Below are 20,176 nucleotides of genomic sequence, written 5' to 3'. Positions count from 1 at the left end.
GAGATCACCCGCAGCCTCAAACGCTACATAGCCCGCCAAATCTGGCGCATCCTCGAAGCCACCGCTTGACAGCAACCTTCACAGATCTTGCAGTTTGGGTTGTCGAGATGTCGGTGATGAGTCTTATGTCGCGACAGAAAGTGCAAGATCGCGGGGGTGGAAGGGGGCAGGGAGGGCAGGGGGTTAGGGGCTTTGTTGGGCTATGAGCTCGTTGTCGTCCATGGCGCCTGTGGGGTGGAAGCCTAGGGACGTGTAGAGGGATGCGGCCTGGGTGTTGTCGGGGTGGTACGAGAGGCGGACCGGGGGGTTGCCCTCCCGGGCCGCCAGCCAGGGAGCAAGCGTCTGCACGGTGGCCCGTCCGACACCCCGGCCCTGCTCGGCGGCGTCGATCAGCATCCCGCCGATCCAGTGCGAGCCGTCGTCGTCCACGCCCCACATGACGTGGCCCACGACGGTCTCGCCGGCGTACACCGCCAGCGAGTTCCACACCTCGGTACGCATGCTGAGCAGCAGGTAACGCGCGCCCAGCGCGGCAACGAAGCGACGCTGGTCGTCGCGCGGGGCGACATCGGCCACCGCCCGCCAGTTGTCGTCGTCGACAGGGCGCAGGGTGACCGGCCGGCCGGCGCGGTCCAGATGTCCACCATTGATCATCGGCGGATGCTACCCGGTCCGCGCGCCGAGATCTTGGACAGTTTCCGTCAGCGCGTGACGGTAACTGTCCAAGATCTACGTCAGCAACGATGCCGGGCGGGTCGGTCAGTCGAGCAGGGCGTCCAGGCCGACGGTGAGACCGGGGCGGTTGCGCACCGCGCGGACGGCCACCAGCACACCCGGCATGAAGGACACCCGGTCGTACGAGTCGTGCCGGATCGTCAGCGTCTCGCCGGTGCCGCCGAGCAGCACCTCCTGGTGGGCGACCAGGCCGGTGGCGCGCACCGCGTGGACGCGTACCCCATCGATGTCGGCGCCGCGCGCACCCGGCACCTCGTCCTTGGTGGCGTCCGGGACCGGGCCGAGGCCGGCCTCGGCGCGGGCCCGGGCGATCTGCCGGGCGGTGTGGGTGGCGGTGCCGCTCGGGGCGTCCAGCTTGCGCGGGTGGTGCTGTTCGATGATCTCGACGGACTCGAAGTGCCGGGCGGCGCGCGCGGCGAACTGCATCATCAGCACCGCGCCGATGCCGAAGTTCGGGGCGATGACGACGCCCACCTCGGGCCTGCCCGCCAGCCAGCCGCGGACCTGCTCCAGCCGCTGCTCGGTGAAGCCGGTCGTGCCGACCACCGCGCTGATGCCCTGCTCGATGCACCACCTGAGGTTGTCCATGACGACGTCCGGCGTGGTGAAGTCGACGACCACCTGAGCGTTGGAGACCGCGGAGCGGCTGTCGCCCTGGTCGATCGACGCGACCAGGGTGAGGTCGTCGGCGGCGTCGACCGCCTTGCAGACCTCGACGCCCATCCGGCCTCGGGCACCAAACACGCCGACCCGCAGCTGCTGGGCCGGGGTCTTCTCCTGCTCGTCAGTCACGGGGCACAACCTATCCCAATCGGGACGTGCCCCTCGGGCCGGATCCGGCGGCATCCACCCGCCGGGATGCCACGCTCAGAAGGGCGCCGCCCACGCCAGGGCGGGACGACTCAGACCGCGAAGTCGCCGGCGCCGAACGGGCCGACCACGGCCAGCGACATCGGTCGGCTGAGCAGCTCGGCGGCGAGGACGTTCACGTCCTCCACGGTGACCTCGTCGACCCGGCGGAGCAGCTCGTCGACGGGCATCAGGTCGCCGTAGAGCAGCTCACCCTTGGCCAGCCGGCTCATCCGGGAACCGGTGTCCTCGAGGCCGAGCACGAAGGAGCCCTTGCTCATGCCCTTGCCCCGGGCCACCTCGGCCTCGGTCAACCCGTCGGCGGCCACCCGGGCCAGCTCGGCACGGGTCAGGGCCAGCACCTCGTCCACCTTGCCCGGCGCACAGCCGGCGTAGACGGCGAACAGGCCGGTGTCGGCGTACTGGCTGGCGTAGGAGTAGACCGAGTACGCCAGGCCGCGCTGCTCGCGGATCTCCTGGAACAGGCGGCTGGACATGCCGCCGCCGAGCACGTTGTTGAGCACCCCGAGGGCGAACCGCCGATCGTCGAGCCGGTCGATGCCGGGGCAGCCGAGGATGACGTGCGCCTGCTCGGTCTCCTTCGGCTCCACGAGGGTGGTCGCCGGCTTGGTGCGTACCGCGGGGGTCGCCGCGCGGTACGGCGCGGGGCCGGCCGGGTCGCTGTCCAGGGGGGTGCCGCGCACGGCCTGACGGACCAGCTTGACCACCGCGGCGTGGTCGAGGTTGCCGGCGGCGGCGATGACGATCTGCGGCGCGGTGTAGCGGCTGCGGTAGAAGCTCTGGATCTGCTTGCGGGTCATCGGGGTGACGGTCTCGGCGGTGCCGGAGATCAGCCGACCCAGCGGGTGGTCGCCGTAGACGGCCTGGACGAAGAGGTCGTGCACCTCGTCACCCGGCTCGTCGTCGTGCATGGCGATCTCTTCGAGGATCACGCCGCGCTCGGTCTCGACGTCGGCCGGCTCCAACAGCGAGTCGGCGACCAGATCGCACATCACGTCGATCGCCAGCGGCAGGTCCTCGTCCAGCACGCGGGCGTAGTAGCAGGTGTATTCCTTCGTGGTGAAGGCGTTGGTCTCACCGCCCACCGCCTCGATCTGCGAGGAGATCTCCAGCGCGGTGCGCTTGTGGGTGCCCTTGAAGAGCAGGTGTTCGAGGAAGTGCGCGGCACCGGCCTGCGGGCCGGTCTCGTCGCGCGAGCCGACCGCCACCCAGATGCCGAACGAGACGCTGCGCATCGCGGGGATCGCCTCGGTGAGGACGCGCAGGCCGCTGGGCAGCACGGTACGACGTACCGTGCCGCCCAGCGGGTCGTCGCTGAGTGTCCGGGTCACCGCGCGGGTGGCGCCGCCGGAGCGGCCCGCCCCGGCGGCCCGAGACTGACTCGACTGGCCGGCGCGCCGGCGCGGAGCCACCCCCCGTCGATCCGGCGGAAACGGCGCGCTGAAGGCCCGACTCACGTGGTGCTCCCGGTTCGACGAGGGGTGGGTGATGCGGTGTACGACGGTCAGCTGTGCCGGGTCCGGCGGCGCGGACGCTCGCCGCCCTCGCCACCCTCGCCGCCGCCGCCCTCGCCGCCGCGCTCCGGGCCACGCCCGCCACGGTCGCCGCCGCGCTCCCGGTCACCGCGGTCACGCGGAGCCCGGTCGCCCCGGTCCCGACCAGCGGGCCGGTCGCCGGCGGCGGCCTCACCGGCGGCCGGAGCCTCGGTGCCCTCCGGGCGGACCTTGTCGAGGTAGATCTTGCCGCGGGCGTCGATGTCCGCGATCTCGACCTCGACCCGGTCACCGACGTTGAGGAAGTCCTCCACGCGCTCGACCCGCTTGCCGTCGCCCACCTTGGAGATGTGCAGCAGACCGTCCCGGCCCGGCAGGAGCGAGATGAACGCGCCGAACGCGGCGGTCTTGACCACCGTGCCGAGGAATCGCTCGCCCTGCTTCGGCAGCGTCGGGTTGGCGATGCCGTTGATCCGGTCGACGGCCGCCTGGGCCGACGGGCCGTTGGTGGCGCCGACGTAGATCGTGCCGTCGTCCTCGATGGAGATCTCGGCGCCGGTCTCGTCCTGGATCGCGTTGATGGTCTGCCCCTTCGGGCCGATCACCATGCCGATCTTGTCCACCGGGATCTTGACGGTGGTGACTCGCGGCGCGTAGTCGGACATCTCGGCCGGAGCCTCGATCGCCGCCTTCATGACACCGAGGATGACCTGCCGGGCCTCGTTCGCCTGCTGCAACGCGGCGGCCAGCACGTCCGACGGGATGCCGTTGAGCTTGGTGTCGAGCTGGAGCGCGGTGACGAACTCCGGGGTGCCGGCGACCTTGAAGTCCATGTCGCCGAACGCGTCCTCGGCACCGAGGATGTCGGTGAGCGTCACGTACTGGGTCTTGCCGTCGACCTCGTCGGAGATGAGGCCCATCGCGATGCCGGCGACCGGCGCCTTCAGCGGCACACCCGCGGAGAGCAGGCCCAGCGTCGAGGCGCAGACCGAACCCATCGAGGTGGAGCCGTTGGAGCCGAGCGCCTCCGACACCTGCCGGATGGCGTACGGGAACTCCTCGCGCGACGGCAGCACCGGGATCAGCGCGCGCTCGGCGAGAGCGCCGTGGCCGATCTCGCGACGCTTCGGCGAGCCGACCCGGCCGGTCTCACCGGTCGAGTACGGCGGGAAGTTGTAGTTGTGCATGTAGCGCTTGCGGTTCTCGGGGGACAGCGTGTCCACCATCTGCTCCATGCGGAGCATGTTCAGCGTGGTCACACCCAGGATCTGGGTCTCGCCCCGCTCGAACAGCGCCGAACCGTGCACCCGGGGCAGCACGCCGACCTCGGCGGTCAGCGCCCGGATGTCGCGCGGGCCACGCCCGTCCATGCGGACCTGCTCGCGCAGCACGCGGTTGCGCACCTCGGACTTGGTCAGCGACCGGAAGGCGGCGCTGAGCTCCTTCTCCCGGCCCTCGAAGCGAGCGCCCAGCTCCTCGGCGACCCGACCCTTGACCCGGTCCAGGGCTTCCTCACGGTCGGCCTTGCCGGCGATGGTGATCGCCTCGGACACGTCGGCGCGGGCCAGGTCGGCGACCGCGTCGTAGACGTCGTCCTGGTAGTCCAGGAAGACCGGGAACTCGGTGACCGGCTTGGCGGCGACCTCGGCCAGCTCGCTCTGCGCGCGGCACAGCTCGCGGATCGCCGGCTTGGCGGCCTCCAGGCCGCTCGCGACGACCTCCTCGGTCGGGGCGGTGGCACCGGCCGAGATCAGGGCGACGGCGTTCGGGGTGGCCTCGGCCTCGACCATCATGATGGCGACTTCGCCGTCGTCGAGCGTGCGGCCCGCGACGACCATGTCGAAGGTGGCCCGGGCCAGCTCCTCCAGGGTCGGGAAGGCGACCCACTGGCCGTCGATGTGGGCGACGCGGGTCGCACCGATCGGGCCGGAGAACGGCAGGCCGGACAGCTTGGTCGACATCGAGGCGGCGTTGATCGCCACGACGTCGTACGGGTGCTGCGGGTCGAGCGCGAGGACGGTCTCGACGACCTGGACCTCGTTGCGCAGGCCCTTGACGAAGGACGGGCGCAGCGGCCGGTCGATCAGCCGGCAGGTGAGGATCGCGTCCTCGCTGGGCCGACCCTCGCGGCGGAAGAACGAGCCGGGGATGCGACCCGCGGCGTACATCCGCTCCTCGACGTCGACGGTCAGCGGGAAGAAGTCGAACTGCTCCTTCGGGTGCTTACCGGCGGTCGTGGCGGAGAGAACGACCGTCTCGCCCAACTGGGCGATGACGGAACCGGCGGCCTGGCGAGCCAGCCGGCCGGTGGAGAAGGTGATCTCGCGGGTGCCGAAGGACCCGTTGTCGATCACGGCGGTGCGGGATTCGGTGCCGAGTTTGGTCTCGGTCATGTGCTGTCGTGCTCCTTCGCGTCGTGGGCCCACGACATCGGGGAGCTGCTCAGCCGGCCGGTCTTCGATCGAAGCGCCCGGGTGGCCGGCATGATGCCGGGGTTCCCGGGGGCCACTACCGGAGACCGGTACGCTGACCGGCTCCCTCTCGGGTGGTCGCGCGGCCCGTGTTTCTTCAGGTGGGACGCGGTACGGGGGAGCGGCCGTCCGGCCACTCCCCCGTCACGTCACCGGCGCAGGCCGAGCCGCTCGATGAGCGACCGGTAGCGGGCAATGTCCTTCTTCTGGACGTAGTTGAGCAACCGACGGCGCCGGCCGACCAGCAGCAGCAGCCCACGGCGGCTGTGGTGGTCGTGCTTGTGCACCTTCAGGTGCTCGGTCAGCTCAGCGATGCGCTTGGTGAGGACCGCGACCTGGACCTCCGGCGAACCGGTGTCGCCCTCGGCGGTCGCGTACTCCGCGCGGATGCTGGCCTTGGCTTCTTGATCGAGCGCCATGTTCTCCCTGTTTCGGTGGGTTGATCAAGTGGGTGTCCGTCGTCCCGGTGGACCGGGAACGGACCGGTTCCTCGCACCCGCGGCGTCGAGCAGGCACGCGAGGCCCCACGCCGGTCACCCGACGTCCCGGCAAGACTACCAGCACTCGCCGGTAACACCCGGCGAAGGGCCTCGGTGGCGTCTCGACGACAGGTGCCGATCAGGCCAGCACGCGCCGGGTGCGCTCGACGTCCAGGTTCATCTGGGCGATCAACGGCTCGATCGAGTCGTACCGGATCTGACCACGCAGATGCGCCACGAAGTCCAGGGCCAGCCGCTCGCCGTACAGGTCGCCGGAGAAGTCGAGCGCGTACGCCTCCACCCGCCGCTCCCGGCCGGAGAAGGTCGGGTTGGTGCCCACGGACACCGCCGCCTGCAGCGACTCACGCTGGCCACGGCGGATCAGCCGGGCCGCGTACACGCCGTCGGCGGGCACCGCCGCGTAGCGGTGACAGAGCAGGTTGGCGGTGGGGAACCCCAGCTCCCGGCCCCGCTGGTCGCCGCGGACCACGACGCCCTCCACCCGGTGTGGGCGGCCCAGCGCCGCTGCCGCCGCGCCGACGTCGCCCGCGTCGACGCAGGACCGGATGTAGGTGGAGGAGAACACCGTGCCGTCCTCGGCGACCAACGGCGCGCCCTCCACGCCGAAGCCGAAGGTCCGACCCAGCCGTTCCAGCAGCGCCACGTCGCCGGCGGCCCGGTGCCCGAAGCGGAAGTTGCCGCCGACCACCACCAACGCCGCGTGCAGGTGCTCGACCAGGACGTCGTGCACGAACTGTTCGGCCGGCAGCCGGGAGAACTCCTGGGTGAACGGCACCGCACAGAGCACGTCCACGCCGAGCGCCTCGATCAGCTCGGCCTTACGGGCCGGCTCGGTGAGCACCGCGGGGTGCGAACCGGGCCGGACCACCTCGGCCGGGTGCGGGTCGAAGGTGACCACCACCGACTGCACGCCCAGTTCGCGGGCCCGGGCGACGGCGTGCCCGATCGTCGCCTGGTGCCCCTTGTGCACGCCGTCGAAGACGCCGATGGTGACCACCGAGCGTCCCCACCCGCCGGGCGCCGCGTCGTAGCCCCGCCACCGCTGCATGCCGTTCCTCTCTGCTGTCCCGCCGGCCGGCGGGTCGACACCGCCGGCCGCGGGCCGGCGGACCTGCGCCTCGCTGTCAGGCCGGTGCGAGCACGATCTCCGCCCGAGCCCGCCCGTCCCGCTCGCTGACGATAGCGATCAGGCCACCGGCAGGCCCGAAGACGGCGTACGGCCCGGTGAGGCCGGCCGGGTCGAGTGGTCCGCCGTGGGCGAGCACCCGGGCCTCGTCGGGCGTGGCCTCCCGGCGCGCGAAGAACCTGTCGGCCGCCGCGTCGAGCGGCAGGTTCACCACGTCCGGGGCGCGCTGCTCCAACTCGTCGAGGGTCGCCGCCTCGGCGAGGGTGAAGCCACCCACCGCGGTGCGCCGCAGCGCCGTGAGGTGCCCGCCGACGCCGAGCGCCAGGCCCGCGTCCCGGGCGATGGCCCTGATGTACGTGCCGGAGGAGCAGGTCACGTCCACGTCCACGTCCACCACGTCCGGTTCGGTGCGGCGGATCGCCAGCACCTCCAACCGGGAGATGGTGACCCGCCGCGCGGGCAGCTCGACGCTCTCCCCGTCACGGACCCGCTTGTACGCCCGCTGCCCGTCGATCTTGATGGCGCTGACCGCGCTCGGCACCTGGTCGACCTCGCCGCTGAGCCCGGCCAGCGCGGACCGGATCGCGTCGTCGGTGACCTGCCCGGCGGGCGTGGTGGCGATCACGTCGCCCTCGGCGTCGTCGGTGACGGTGGTCTGGCCGAGCCGGATGGTGCCGGTGTAGCTCTTGCCGGCGCCGATCACGTAGGTCAGCAGCCGGGTGGCCCGGCCGACACCGATCACCAGCACGCCTGTCGCCATCGGGTCGAGGGTGCCGCCGTGCCCGACCCGTCGGGTCTTCGCCAGTCGGCGGATCCGCGCCACCACGTCGTGCGACGTCATGCCGCCGGGCTTGTCGACCACGATCAGACCATCGGTGCTCACGTCGGCCAAGCCTGCCAGATGGCACCCACCCGGCGGTGCGTGGGCGGGCCGCGCGTGACCCGGACGACCGGCGGCGTCGGTGGGGAACCTCAGCGGACCGCGCCGGTCACCGCCCACCTGCCGTTGCGCAGTCGTAGCAGCAGGGCGACCAGCCGGATCACCACGAACAGGGTCAGCCCGGCCCAGATGCCGCCCAGCCCGAGGTCGAGCGCGTACGCCAGCCAGATGACCGGCAGGAAGCCGCCGAGCGCCGCCACGATGGTGAGGTTGCGCAGGTAGCGCACGTCGCCCGCGCCGATCAGCACGCCGTCGAGGGCGAACACCACCCCGGCCAACGGCAGCATGGCGACGAACCACGGCCACGCGACCAGGGCCTGCTCGCGTACCCCCTGATCGGAGCTGAACCACGACGGCACGACGCCCACGCCGGCGGCGACGACGAGCGCGAAGCCCACGCCGCAGATGCCGCCGAGCAGCCCGACGCGGCGGGCGAGCGCTCGCGCCGCCGTGTCGTCGCCGGCCCCGAGCGCGGCGCCGACCAGCGACTGCGCGGCGATCGCGAGGGCGTCGAGCACCAGCGCGGTGAAGAACCAGAGTTGCAGGGCGATCTGGTGCGCCCCGACGGCGGCGGCCCCGAAGCGGGCGGCGACGGCGGTCGCGGACAGGAAGCTGGCCTGGAACGCCAGCCCCCGGATCAGCAGGTCCCGGCTGAGCACCAGTTGTTGGCGGATCACGCCGGGTCGGGGCCGCAGCGACACCCGCTCGGCGACCAGGGCGGCGGCGAAGAGCACCCCGCAGAGCGTCTGCGCGACGACGTTGGCCACCGCCGAGCCGACCAGACCCAGCCCGACGGGGTAGACGAGCAGCGGGCAGAGCAGCGCGGAGAGCAGGTTGGGGCCGAGCACGAAGTACAGCGGGCGGCGGGCGTCCTGCACACCGCGCAGCCAGCCGTTGCCGGCGGCGGCGAGCAGCAGGCCGGGGGCGCCGAGGGCCGCGATCCGCAGCCATTCGGCGGCGGCGTCGGCCACGTCGCCACCACCTCCGGCGAGGGTACGCGCCAGCGCGCCCCCGCCGATCTGCATGCCGACGGCGATCAGCAGACCGACACCGAGGGCCAACCAGGACGACTGGACGCCTTCGGCGACCGCGGCTGCCCGGTCGCCCGCCCCGAAACGGCGGGCGGCGCGGCCCGTGGTGCCGTACGCGACGACGGTGCCCACCCAGGCGGTGAGCGTCATGACCGTGCCACCGACGGCGAGCGCGGCGAGCGGCACCCGGCCGAGGTGACCGACCACGGCGGTGTCGACGAGCACGTAGAGCGGCTCGGCGGCGAGCACCACGAGCGCCGGCAGGGCCAGGCTGGCGATCCGCCGGGGCGAGGCGGATCGGTCGGTGGCGGCGGCGGTCTGCGTCATCGCCGCCGATCCTGGCACGAGCCCAGTAAGGATCGCAATCCCGCCGAGCACTTACCTGGGCGGTGCACCCCTTCGGCGGGTGTTCGTCGCCCTGTTCAGGGGCTTTGGAGCTGATGTCGTAGACGAATCACGCCGGCCGGGAAGGCCCGAACGGCTCGCGAACGTGATGTCGCAGACGATTCAGCTCCAAAGGTGAACCAGGAGACGTCCGGCTCCTCCGACCGCCCCGACCCGAGGGGTCAGCGCCGGACGGGTCGGATCACTGGCGGGTGTCCATCGACGTCTGCAGCGCGCGGCGGGCCTGCTCGCGGGCGTCGTCGGTGGTGGTCTCGGGCTTGGGCTTGTTCGGCATGGTGGCGCTCCTCATTCCAGGGCGGGAGCCGCCGACACGCGGCGACCCTCACGGGCGGTCGTGCTGAGCGCCCCACGGCGGTCCGGGGTTACCGGAGCAGCCGACTGGGCAGCGTGAGCCCGGGTCGATCCGACCCTGGAGGGAGGCAGCGCGGGGTGTGGCACCACCGCCCATGACCTGCACCGTCAGGCGGCACCGGCCTTCTCCCAAGTTATCGTTCAGGTCCACATGCTGCTCAGGGTTCCCGCCATCTGGACAGTCGCCAACCCGGCTCAGCGGGCCAGGAAGTGCCAGCCCAGCCACCACCAGAACCCGAACAGACCGATCCGGCCCACCGGCACCGAACCGACCTCGTAGCGCATCACGTACGCGCAGACCTCGCCCAGTGTGGGGATGCGGGACCCCTCGCGCCGAGCCATCCACTCGACCACCGCGAAGAGGACCAGTGCGGTCAGGAACCCGCCGATCGCGAGCGCTCGCATCATCGCCGCACCAGCCCCCAGAACGCGCCCAACCAGGCGAACCAGACCGCCGAGCGGGTCAGGTGGTCCTCCAGGAGAGGATCGGCCAGCCGGGAGAAGGTGGGGAAGTCGTCGCCGGCGGCCATCACGAAGGTCGCGCCCTCGAAGACGCCGAAGACCACCACCGGAACCGCCCACCAGGCCGCCCCCGCGCCCAGCCGGCGCGGCGCGGGCCGGCGGGGCACCCGGTTGCTCAGACCGAGCCAGATCAGCACCCCACCCGTGCCGAGGGTGAACAGATTCGCCTCGGTCGAGAAGGACGCGAACCGGCCACCGACGAGCGACAGGCAGACGAGGACGGGAACGGAGACGGCGGGCCGGTCCCAGGCTCGGGGGGCCTCCACGGTGAGGTCGTGCGGCTGCTCCATCCCGCGATTCTTCCCGGTATCACGGAGCGCGGGAAGACCAACACTCCCCGGAGCTGACCCTGATCTTCCGGACCGACAGCTCGATGGCCGGCGCGGGCGGCGTCAGCCGATCAGCGCGTCGTCCAACTGCCGGCGAATCGACTCGACCACCTGCTCGACGGTGCCCCGACCGGTGAACCCGGCCGCGAACGTGTGGCCGCCACCGCCGAGCGCGACCGCGACCCGACTGACGTCCACCGCACCCTTGCTGCGCATCGACACCGCCCACTCGGTGGGCGTCGTCTGCTTCACCACACAGCTCACGTCCGCCTCGGCGGTGCAGCGCACCGAGTCGATGAGCGCCTCCAGCACGTACGGCCGCTGGTCGTGCCGAGCCAGGTCGTCAAGCGTGGCGAAGGTCCAGACCAACCCACGGCCCCCGGCGGCGGCCGGCTCCAACTCGGCCCGGCCCATCACCTCACCGAAGAGGCGGACCGCGCCGAAGGGCCGGGTGTCGAAGACCCGCCGGGAGATGTCCCCGGGCGAGATGCCGGTCGCCAGCAACCGGGCGGCCATCTGGTGCACCGCCGGAGTGGTCGCCTCGAACCGGAACGAGCCGGTGTCCGTGGTCAGCGCCGTGTAGAGGCACTCGGCGATGGCCTGGTCCACCACCACGCCGAGCCGGTCCAGCAGCTTCTCGGCCACCACCGACGTGGCCGCCGCACCCGGCTCGACGAGGTTGACCGTGCCGAAACCGGGGTTGGAGGCGTGGTGGTCAAGCACCAGCGCCGCGCCCGCCGACGACAACCGCCCGGCCAACGCGCCGAGGCGCGACTCGCTCGCCGCGTCGAAGCAGATCACCAGATCGGGCGCCGGATCGGCGGCGTCCGCCGGGACCAGCAGGTCCAGTCCGGGCAGCCCACGGAACGGCTCCGGCACCTCCGGAGGCCCGGGAAAGGTCGCCTGGAGGTCGCGTACGCCGAGCTGCCGCAGGCCCAGACCGAAGCCGAGCATGCTGCCCAGCGCGTCACCGTCCGGGTTGACGTGGCAGATCAGCAGCACCCGGCCGGTCGGCGGGAGATCCCGCACCAACGCCTCGGCCGCGGCCCAGGCCGCCTCGGCGGGACCGAGCCCGGCTGCCCCGGCGAGCGGGGCGCTGGCGGTGCTGGTCACCGCGTGTCCCCACCCCGCGGGGTCTCCTTGACGTCGGTGGCCTCGTCCGTCTCGTCGTCCTCGTCGTCCACCCGGTACGGCTGGGCCTCGCCCGCGTACTTCGCCTGGGCGGCGAGCCGCTGCACCTCGGCGTCGGCGTTGCGGGCCGCGGCGAGCAGGTCGTCGATGTGCTTGACCTGGTCCTGTACGTCGTCGAGGACGAACGTGAGGGTCGGCGAGTGGCGCAGACCGAGGGCCTTGCCGACGGTGCTGCGCAGCATCCCCTTGGCGCTCTCCAGCGCCGCGGCGGTGTCCGCCTGGGCCACCGAGTCACCGAGCACCGTGTAGAACACCGTCGCGTCGCGCAGGTCAGCGGTGATCCGGGCATCGGTGATGGTGATCATCCCGAGCCGCGGGTCCTTGATCTGGCTCCGCACCACCGACGCGACCAGCTCGCGCACCCGTTCCGCGTGCCGGCGTACCTTGGCCGGATCAGACATCTCGCCACCTCCACGGCGTCCTGCTCCCGGTCGACCCGGCGCCCGTAGGCCACCGGCCGACCGGCCAACATCTCGAACACTACCTTCGTGGCCGCTCCGGTCGCCCGGCACAGCCAGCACCACGGTCAGTCGTCGTCCACGCCGTAGAGCCGGCGTCGAACCGACAGCAACTCGACCTCGGGGCGGCCGGCCACCAGGCGCTCACAGGAGTCGAGCACCTCGCGGACGTGCGCCGTCTCGGCGGCCACCACGGCCACCGCAAGCTGCGCTCGACCGTGCAGGTCGAGCGCACCCACCTCGGCGACCGAGACCTCGAAGCGGCGCAGCGCCGCCACGATCGGCCGTACATATGATCTCTTGGCTTTGAGCGACCGGGAGTCGCCCGGCAGCAGCAGGTCGAAGACCGCGGTTCCGGTGAACATCGCTCCGGACGATACCGGCATCCCACCCCGCATGATCAAGGGGTTTACGCCGGTCGGCGTAAACCCCTTGATCAGCGTGTCACTGCCGGATCAGGCGCGAACCTTCTCCCGCATCTCGAAGGTCTCGATGACGTCGCCGACCTGGACGTTGTTGTAACCACCCAGGGTCAGACCGCACTCGAAGCCCTCGCGGACCTCGGTGGCGTCGTCCTTGAACCGCTTGAGCGAGGTGATCGTGAGGTTGTCCGCCACGACCGTCCCGTCCCGAAGCAGTCGAGCCTTCGCGTTGCGTCGGATGATGCCCGACCGGACGATGCAGCCGGAGATGTTGCCGATCTTGGACGAGCGGAACACGTCGCGGATCTCCGCGGTGCCCAGCTCGGCCTCCTCGTACTCCGGCTTGAGCAGGCCCTTGAGCGCTGCCTCGATCTCCTCGATGGCCTGGTAGATGACGGTGTAGTACCGGATCTCCACGCCCTCGCGGTCGGCCATCTCACGGACCTTGTTGGAGGCCCGCACGTTGAAGCCGATGATCGTGACCGGCTCGGACGAGGCGCTCGCGAGCATGACGTTGCTCTCGGTGATCGCGCCGACGCCCCGGTCGAGGACCTTGAGCTGGACCTCCTCGGGGATGTCGAGGTTGAACAGCGCGTCCTCCAGGGCCTCCACCGAACCGGAGACATCGCCCTTGAGGATGAGGTTGAGCGAGGTCTTCTCGCCCTCCTTGAGCTGCTCCATGAGCGTCTCGAGGGTGGCCCGACCACGGGAGTTGGCGAATGCCGCCGCCCGCCGCCGTGCCTGTCGCTGCTCGGCGATCTGTCGCACCGTACGGTCGTCCGCCGCGGCGAGGAACGTGTCACCCGCACCGGGCGGCGCGGTCAGACCCAGCACCATGACCGGACGCGCCGGCCCAGCCTCGGAGAGCTGGTTGCCGTTCTCGTCGAGCATGGCCCGGACCCGGCCGTGCGCCCCACCGGCGACGATCGAGTCGCCCGCCCGCAGGGTGCCCTTCTGCACCAGCACCGTCGCCACCGCACCGCGGCCCTTGTCCAGGTGCGCCTCGATGGCCACACCCTGCGCCGGCCCGTCGATCGGAGCGGTCAGCTCCAGCGACGCGTCGGCGGTCAGCAGGACGGCCTCGAGCAGCTCCTCGATGCCGATGCCGGGCTTGGCGGCCACGTTGACGAACATGGTCTCGCCGCCGTACTCCTCGGCGACCAGGCCGTACTCGGTCAGCTGCTGGCGGACCTTGTCCGGGTTGGCGTCCGGCTTGTCGACCTTGTTGACCGCGACCACGATCGGCACGTCGGCCGCCTTGGCGTGGTTCAACGCCTCGATGGTCTGCGGCATCACGCCGTCGTCGGCCGCGACCACCAGGATCACGATGTCCGTCACCTGGGCGCCACGAGCACGCATGGCGGTGAACGCCTCGTGACCCGGGGTGTCGATGAAGGTCACCGCGCGGTCCACACCATCGTGCGGAACGTGCACCTGGTACGCACCGATGTGCTGGGTGATGCCACCCGCCTCACCGGCGACGACGTTCGCCTTGCGGATGGCGTCGAGCAGCTTGGTCTTACCGTGGTCGACGTGACCCATGACGGTCACCACCGGCGCACGGCTGACCAGACGCTCCTCGGCCACCTCCGCGTCGAGGTCGATGTTGAACTGCGCGAGCAGCTCGCGGTCCTCGTCCTCCGGGCTGACGATCTGGATGTCGAAGCCCAGGTGCTCACCCAGCAGCTGCAGGGTGTCGTCGGAACAGGACTGGGTCGCGGTGACCATCTCGCCCAGGTTGAACATCTCCTGGACCAGCGAACCCGGGTTGGCGTTGATCTTGTCGGCGAAGTCCGACAGCGAGGCGCCACGGGAGAGCCGGACGACCTGACCCTGACCCCGGGGAGCACCCGAGCTCATGGTCGGAGCCGACAGGTTGTCGAACTCCTGTCTGCGCTGCTTCTTGGACTTGCGACCGCGCGTCGGCCGGCCACCCGGACGCCCGAAGGCACCCGCGGCACCGCCGCCACGGCCACGACCACCGGCACCGGGACGACCGCCACCGCCGGCCGGAGCACCCGGGCGGAAACCGCCACCGGGAGCACCGCCACCGCCGCCGGGACCGCCACGGTAGCCACCGCCACCGCCGGCACCCGCGCCGCCACCGGGACCGCCGCGGTAACCGCCACCGCCACCGGCGCCACCGCCGGGACCGCCACGGAAACCGCCACCGCCACCGGGGCGACCAGCGCCGCCACCGGGACGACCAGCGCCACCGGGGCCGGGACGACCGGCAGCCGGACGCTGGCTCGGCATGGACGCCGGGCTGGGCCGCGGCGGCATGGAGTTCGGGCTCGGCCGCGGCGGCATGCCCGCCGGGGTGTTGGGCCGAGGGCCACCCGCACCGGCGGCCGGGGGCCGCTGCTGCTGGCCACCCTGGATGCCGAACGGGTTGTTACCGGCACCGCGCGCCGGCGGGCGACCGCCCGGCCGGGCACCCGGACCGGGTGCCGGGGTGCTCGGACGAGCTGCCGGCGAACCGGGACGGGGCGGCATCGCCGCGGGACCCGGCCGGGGGCCGGGACGGTTGCCACCCTCTGCCGGAGGCTCCCGGCGGACGGGGTTTTCCCGCTGCTGCTGGCGGGCGGCCTGGGCGGCCTTGACCGCGGCCTCCTGCTCAGCCTTCAGCGCGGCGGCACGCGCCTCCGCGGCCGCCACCTCGATGTCGTGGGCACTCGCCGGCTTGGCGACCGGGGTCGCCGACTGCGGCGCGCCGGGCACCGGCCCCTTGGGCTTCGGACCGGGCGTCGGCGCGGCCGGCCGCCGAGGCGGCATCGGCTTGGCCGAGACCCGGGGCGCACCCGGGGTCGGGGTTGGTGTCGGGGTCGGGGTGGAAGCCGGCGTCGACGCGGGCGCCGACGGGGCGGCGGCCGGAGCCGGGGCACCGGCGGACGCGACGAATGCGTTACGCAGCCGCCGGGCGACGGGCGCCTCGACGGTGCTGGACGCGGACTTCACGAACTCGCCCATTTCCTTCAGCTTGGCGAGAACGGTCTTACTCTCGACCCCGAGCTCTTTTGCAAGCTCGTGTACGCGGGCCTTGCCTGCCACTGCACTCCTCACTCCGAGGTCGTGCGGGCAGCACCCGCAGCGACCTCACTCGTGCACTTGAAGCCTGGTCATTTCAGGGACTTCATCGTGTGCTCATGTCGGTCGTCCTACCCTGCTAGCGACCCTCGCCCGGTCGGGCTGACCGGACGTAGTGGTTGGCGCATCGACGTGCTCCGCCAGCGCACCGTGGTCGAGGACCTCGGTGCTGCGCAGCGCACGCCCAAAGGCGCGGCGCCGCACCGCCAGCGCGAAGCAGGCCGGATCCGGGTGCATGTTCGCTCCCCGACCCGGCAGCCTGCGGAGCGGATCAGGCCGGAGGCTGTGACCAGCCTCGTCCCTGACCGCGACGATCCGCAGCAATTCGCTGGCCGGCGCACGTTGCCGACAACCCACACAGGTGCGTTCCGGCGTTGTGCGTCGTACCACTGGAAGAAGTCTACCCCTAGCTGCCCGAGATCGCGCCGCCCGGCTCCCGCACGTGATCAGTCACCCCACGCGCGGCCGGCGCGGTCTGCTCCGCGTCGGAGCGGATGTCGATCCGCCAACCGGTCAATCGGGCCGCGAGTCGGGCATTCTGCCCCTCCCGACCGATCGCGAGCGAGAGCTGGAAGTCGGGAACCGTCACCCGGGCGGCTCTGCCGGCCAGGTCGACCACCTCGACCCGCAGCGCCTTCGCGGGCGACAACGCGTTGCCGACGAAGGTGGCCGGGTCGTCCGACCAGTCGATGATGTCGATCTTCTCACCGTGCAGCTCGCTCATCACGGCACGTACCCGCTGACCCATCGGGCCGATGCAGGCGCCCTTGGCGTTCACCCCGGGGGTGGTGGAGCGGACGGCGATCTTCGTGCGATGGCCCGCCTCACGGGCGATCGCGCCGATCTCCACGGTGCCGTCGGCGATCTCCGGCACCTCCAGGGCGAAGAGCTTCTTGACCAGCGCCGGGTGCGACCGGGACAGGGTGATCTGCGGCCCGCGCATGCCCTTGGCCACGTGCACCACGACACAGCGGACCCGCTCACCGTGCGCGTACCGCTCACCGGGCACCTGCTCGGACTGCGGCAGCACGCCCTCGAGCTTGCCCAGGTCGACGCTGACGATGCCCTTCTCGGTACGCGTCTCGTGCGCCTGCACCACGCCGGTGACCAGGTCACCCTCGCGGCCCACGTACTCACCGAAGTGCACCTCGTCGGTGGCCTCCCGCAAGCGCTGGAGGATCACCTGCTTGGCGGTCATGGCGGCGATCCGGCCGAAGTCGTGCGGGGTGTCGTCCCACTCCCGCACCAGACTGCCGTCGGAGTCCATCTCCTGTGCGTACACCAGGGCGGCGCCCGACTTGCGGTCGATCTCCACCCGGGCGTGCGGCTCGGCCCCGTCGGTGTGCCGGTAGGCGGTCAGCAACGCGGTCTCGATCGCCGCGAGGATCGTGTCGAACGGGATCTCCCGCTCGCGCTCGAGTGCGCGCAGCGCCGCGAGGTCGATGTTCACCTCTCCTCGTCCTCCACATCATCTTCGTCGTCGATGTCGTCTGAATCGTCGATCTCGTCGGAATCATCCGCGTCGTCGAACTCGTCGTCCGGCTCACCGAGCTCGGCGAGCCGGGTGAACTCGACCTGCACGCGGCCGGGGCCCAGCTGGGCGTACGTCCAGGTGGCGCGGCCGGCGTCGGTCTCCAGGTGCACGCTCTCGTCGTCGGCCGCGACCACCCGGCCGGTCAGCTGGCGGTCACCCGCGGGCTGCTCGCCCCGCTGGCCGGGCAGCGCGGCCGCGCCCCGGACGGTCACCTTCACCAGTCGCCCCACGTTGCGACGCCAGTGGCGGGGCAGGGTGAGCGGCCGGTCGACGCCGGGCGAGCTGACCTCGAGCTGGTACTCGCCGGCGACGATGTCGCCGCCGGTCTCCTCCGCGGCGTCAAGCGCGGCCGAGACCGCGCGTGAGACGTCGGCGACGGCGTCCAGGTCGATCCCGCCGTCGGTGTCCACCATCACCCGCACCACGTGCCGGCGGCCGGCCCGGGAGACCGACAGGTCCTCCAGGTCGTAGCCGGCGTCGTTGACCACCGGCTCGATCACGGCTCGCAGTCGGGCCCGCCGCGCGGCGAGGTCACCGCCGCGGGGACCCGCGGCGTCGCGGGGTCGACCCGTCGGCCTGGTGGCACGGCCACGCTGCGTCATCTCCGCACCCTCTCCCTGGTCGACGGTGCCGGTCGTCCCGCCATGCCGGCACGCCACCGGAGTGGACACGCCGGTGGTTGCGCAGAGCGTAACGCGCCTGCCCGGCGGCGGGCCGGGCGGCGCACCGACGCCGGTGCCCCCCGGACCGGCGCGCATGGTGTTGACTTGGCCGGTGGGGATCGGCAGAACGACACAGCGCGACCAAGCATCCGGACATTCCCGGCGAAAGCTCCTGGGTGCCGGGGTGCTGGTGGTGCTCGGCGGCGCCATGGCGCCGCTGACCGGCTGTGATCTTTTCGACCGCGACGACCAACCCGCCCCACCGCCCGACCCGCTGCGGCCGATGGTGGACGAGTCACTGGCGCTCGCCGCCGCGTACCGGGCGAACGCGACAGCCCATCCCGAGCTGGCCGACCGGCTCACCCCCATCGCCGAGACGCACACCGCGCACGCCACCGAACTGGCCAGGGTGATCGGCGTGACCCTGCCGTCGGCGGCCTCCGCCGCCCCGACCACCGCACCGGCGGCCGACCCGACCGGCGCGCGCGCCGCTCTGCGGGCACTGGAGAAGACCGCCCAGCAGTCCGCCACCGCCGCCTGCGCCGCGGCACCCGCCGAACGGGCGGCGCTGCTCGGGTCGATCGTCGCCGCCCGGGCCACCCACCAGGAGGCACTGAAGTGAGGCAGCCGTCCGCCGAGGAGGCGCTCGCCTCTGCCCTGTCCGCCGAGTACGCAGCCATCTACGCCTACGGGCGGATCGGCGTCCGGCTCAACGGCGCGGCGCGGGACGCCGCCCGCCAGGCCGAGGCCGCCCACCGCCGTCGACGCGACGCGCTGGTGGTGCAGCTCACCGCTTCCGGCGGCGTCATCCCGCCGGACCGCGCCGGGTACGCCCTGCCGTTCCCGGTCACCGACCGGGCGAGCGCGCTGCGGCTCGCCGCCGAGGTGGAGGAGCGGACGGCCGCGCACTGGCGGGCCGCCCTCGCGTCCACCACGGGCGCCGACCGGGACCAGGCGTTGGCCGCCCTCGTCGAGTACGCCGTGCGGGCCACCCGGTGGCGCAAGACGGCCGGTCAGACCCCGCTGACCGTCCCGTTCCCCGGTCGCCCGACCTGAGCCGGCCCGCTCCGGTTGCGGTCCGCATACCAGGTATGCATACTCCGATGCCATGTCCATCCGTCACGGGTTGCTCGCCCTGCTCGAACGCGGCCAGATGTACGGCTACCAGCTGCGCGCCGCGTTCGAGGAGTCGACCGGCTCGACCTGGCCGCTGAACATCGGGCAGGTCTACACCACGCTGTCCCGGTTGGAACGGGACGGTCTGGTGCGCCCGCTGCCGGAGAGCGAGGCCGGGCAGCGCCCGTACGAGATCACCGACGCCGGCCGGGCGGACCTGGCGCTGTGGTTCGCCACCCCGATCAGCCGTACCGACCGGCCCCGTGACGAGCTGGCGATCAAGCTGGCGCTGGCGCTGACCACCCCCGGGGTCGACGTCCGGTCGGTGGTGCAGGCCCAACGCAGCGCGACGATGAGGGCCCTGCAGGAGTTGACCCGGTTGAAGTACGGCAGCAACCGGCCGGAGGACCTGCCCTGGCGCCTCGTACTGGACTCGATGGTGTTCCAGGCCGAGGCGGAGGTGCGCTGGCTGGACCACTGCGAGACCAGCCTGGTGCGGCACCAGCCCAGCGGCCCGGCGCCTCCCGTCGCCCGCCCCGGTGCCGCCGAGGCGGGTGACGCGGCCCGGTGGGCCGGCGAGGAGGCGCGACGGTGAGCGGGTCGGACGACGCGGTGCTGGACCTCCGCGCCGTCCACCGAACCCACGGGAGCGGGCCGGCCGCGGTGCACGCGCTACGCGGTGTCAGCCTGGTCGTCCGGCCCGGCGAGCTGGTCGCCGTGATGGGGCCGTCCGGCTCGGGGAAGTCGACCCTGCTGGCCCTCGCCGGTGGGCTGGACCGTCCGACCCGCGGCGAGGTCCGGGTCGAGGGGCAACCGCTGGGGGTGCTGGACCGCCGCGGCAGCCCCGGGTCCACTCCTGGGCCGACCAGTCGTACTCGATGAGGTCCACCGGGTCTTCGGCGCGCGGCCCGACCACGCCGGCGAACGCCTCCA

The 20,176-nt window shown here is 72.3% G+C and carries 20 protein-coding genes and 1 pseudogene; 4 read left to right on the top strand and 17 right to left on the bottom strand.

Going from position 1 to position 20,176, the window contains the following annotated elements; genetic code table 11:
* Positions 1-183: 183 nt before the first annotated feature.
* The 17 genes from ACWER9_RS29560 to rimP form a co-directional block, all read right to left on the bottom strand.
* Positions 184-654: a GNAT family N-acetyltransferase gene (locus ACWER9_RS29560; RefSeq protein WP_452304926.1), complete on the bottom strand. Its 471-nt coding sequence runs from the start codon at positions 652-654 to the stop codon at positions 184-186.
* A gap of 105 nt (positions 655-759) precedes the next feature.
* Positions 760-1,527, bottom strand: a complete 768-nt coding sequence (dapB, locus tag ACWER9_RS29555) for a 4-hydroxy-tetrahydrodipicolinate reductase (protein ID WP_452304925.1) — start codon at positions 1,525-1,527, stop codon at positions 760-762.
* A gap of 110 nt (positions 1,528-1,637) precedes the next feature.
* Positions 1,638-3,062, bottom strand: coding sequence for a M16 family metallopeptidase (locus tag ACWER9_RS29550; RefSeq protein ID WP_452304924.1), 1,425 nt, complete (start codon positions 3,060-3,062; stop codon positions 1,638-1,640).
* 47 nt (positions 3,063-3,109) lie between these two features.
* Positions 3,110-5,491, bottom strand: coding sequence for a polyribonucleotide nucleotidyltransferase (locus ACWER9_RS29545; RefSeq protein WP_452304923.1), 2,382 nt, complete (start codon positions 5,489-5,491; stop codon positions 3,110-3,112).
* 227 nt (positions 5,492-5,718) lie between these two features.
* Positions 5,719-5,988 carry a 30S ribosomal protein S15 gene (gene rpsO, locus ACWER9_RS29540; RefSeq protein WP_030337594.1) on the bottom strand — a complete coding sequence of 90 codons (270 nt, stop codon included), beginning with the start codon at positions 5,986-5,988 and terminating at the stop codon, positions 5,719-5,721.
* A gap of 199 nt (positions 5,989-6,187) precedes the next feature.
* Positions 6,188-7,117: a bifunctional riboflavin kinase/FAD synthetase gene (locus tag ACWER9_RS29535; protein WP_452304922.1), complete on the bottom strand. Its 930-nt coding sequence runs from the start codon at positions 7,115-7,117 to the stop codon at positions 6,188-6,190.
* A gap of 76 nt (positions 7,118-7,193) precedes the next feature.
* Positions 7,194-8,078: a tRNA pseudouridine(55) synthase TruB gene (gene truB, locus ACWER9_RS29530; RefSeq protein ID WP_452304921.1), complete on the bottom strand. Its 885-nt coding sequence runs from the start codon at positions 8,076-8,078 to the stop codon at positions 7,194-7,196.
* 89 nt (positions 8,079-8,167) lie between these two features.
* Positions 8,168-9,493, bottom strand: a complete 1,326-nt coding sequence (locus tag ACWER9_RS29525) for an MATE family efflux transporter (RefSeq protein ID WP_452304920.1) — start codon at positions 9,491-9,493, stop codon at positions 8,168-8,170.
* Between the two features lie 624 nt (positions 9,494-10,117).
* Complete coding sequence (locus ACWER9_RS29520; protein ID WP_030489477.1) at positions 10,118-10,327, bottom strand: DUF6186 family protein; 210 nt, start codon at positions 10,325-10,327, stop codon at positions 10,118-10,120.
* A complete protein-coding gene (locus tag ACWER9_RS29515; protein ID WP_452304919.1) occupies positions 10,327-10,734 on the bottom strand; it encodes a hypothetical protein in 408 nt (135 codons plus the stop codon). Before ACWER9_RS29515 ends, ACWER9_RS29520 begins: the two co-directional genes overlap by 1 nt.
* Before the next feature lie 102 nt (positions 10,735-10,836).
* Positions 10,837-11,886 carry a DHH family phosphoesterase gene (locus ACWER9_RS29510; protein ID WP_452304918.1) on the bottom strand — a complete coding sequence of 350 codons (1,050 nt, stop codon included), beginning with the start codon at positions 11,884-11,886 and terminating at the stop codon, positions 10,837-10,839.
* Positions 11,883-12,365, bottom strand: coding sequence for a 30S ribosome-binding factor RbfA (gene rbfA / locus ACWER9_RS29505; protein WP_452304917.1), 483 nt, complete (start codon positions 12,363-12,365; stop codon positions 11,883-11,885). Before rbfA ends, ACWER9_RS29510 begins: the two co-directional genes overlap by 4 nt.
* A gap of 125 nt (positions 12,366-12,490) precedes the next feature.
* Positions 12,491-12,787, bottom strand: a complete 297-nt coding sequence (locus ACWER9_RS29500) for a DUF503 domain-containing protein (protein ID WP_452304916.1) — start codon at positions 12,785-12,787, stop codon at positions 12,491-12,493.
* Between the two features lie 90 nt (positions 12,788-12,877).
* On the bottom strand, positions 12,878-15,895 hold the full coding sequence (gene infB, locus ACWER9_RS29495; protein WP_452304915.1) for a translation initiation factor IF-2: 3,018 nt from the start codon (positions 15,893-15,895) through the stop codon (positions 12,878-12,880).
* Between the two features lie 93 nt (positions 15,896-15,988).
* Positions 15,989-16,321, bottom strand: coding sequence for a YlxR family protein (locus ACWER9_RS29490; protein ID WP_452304914.1), 333 nt, complete (start codon positions 16,319-16,321; stop codon positions 15,989-15,991).
* A gap of 16 nt (positions 16,322-16,337) precedes the next feature.
* A complete protein-coding gene (gene nusA, locus ACWER9_RS29485) occupies positions 16,338-17,381 on the bottom strand; it encodes a transcription termination factor NusA (RefSeq protein WP_396781486.1) in 1,044 nt (347 codons plus the stop codon).
* Entirely contained in the window at positions 17,378-18,067 is a 690-nt protein-coding gene (gene rimP, locus ACWER9_RS29480; RefSeq protein ID WP_452304913.1) for a ribosome maturation factor RimP, read from the bottom strand. Before rimP ends, nusA begins: the two co-directional genes overlap by 4 nt.
* A gap of 268 nt (positions 18,068-18,335) precedes the next feature.
* Between rimP and ACWER9_RS29475 the strand changes: the two genes are divergently transcribed.
* From ACWER9_RS29475 to ACWER9_RS29460, 4 genes and pseudogenes are all read left to right on the top strand, one after another.
* A complete protein-coding gene (locus ACWER9_RS29475) occupies positions 18,336-18,749 on the top strand; it encodes a hypothetical protein (RefSeq protein ID WP_452304927.1) in 414 nt (137 codons plus the stop codon).
* Positions 18,746-19,183, top strand: a complete 438-nt coding sequence (locus tag ACWER9_RS29470; protein WP_452304912.1) for a ferritin-like domain-containing protein — start codon at positions 18,746-18,748, stop codon at positions 19,181-19,183. The genes ACWER9_RS29475 and ACWER9_RS29470 overlap by 4 nt, the downstream gene beginning before the upstream one ends.
* A gap of 52 nt (positions 19,184-19,235) precedes the next feature.
* Positions 19,236-19,838 (top strand): PadR family transcriptional regulator, encoded by a 603-nt coding sequence (locus ACWER9_RS29465; protein WP_452304911.1) that lies wholly within the window; start codon positions 19,236-19,238, stop codon positions 19,836-19,838.
* Positions 19,835-20,080, top strand: a pseudogene (locus ACWER9_RS29460) (ATP-binding cassette domain-containing protein); the annotation flags it as partial. The gene ACWER9_RS29465 and the pseudogene ACWER9_RS29460, both read left to right, overlap by 4 nt.
* Positions 20,081-20,176: the final 96 nt, after the last annotated feature.

Source organism: Micromonospora sp. NPDC003944 (genome assembly GCF_053605225.1).
Note: the sequence above shows the minus strand (reverse complement) of the source record. Positions and strands in the feature narration are given on the sequence as shown.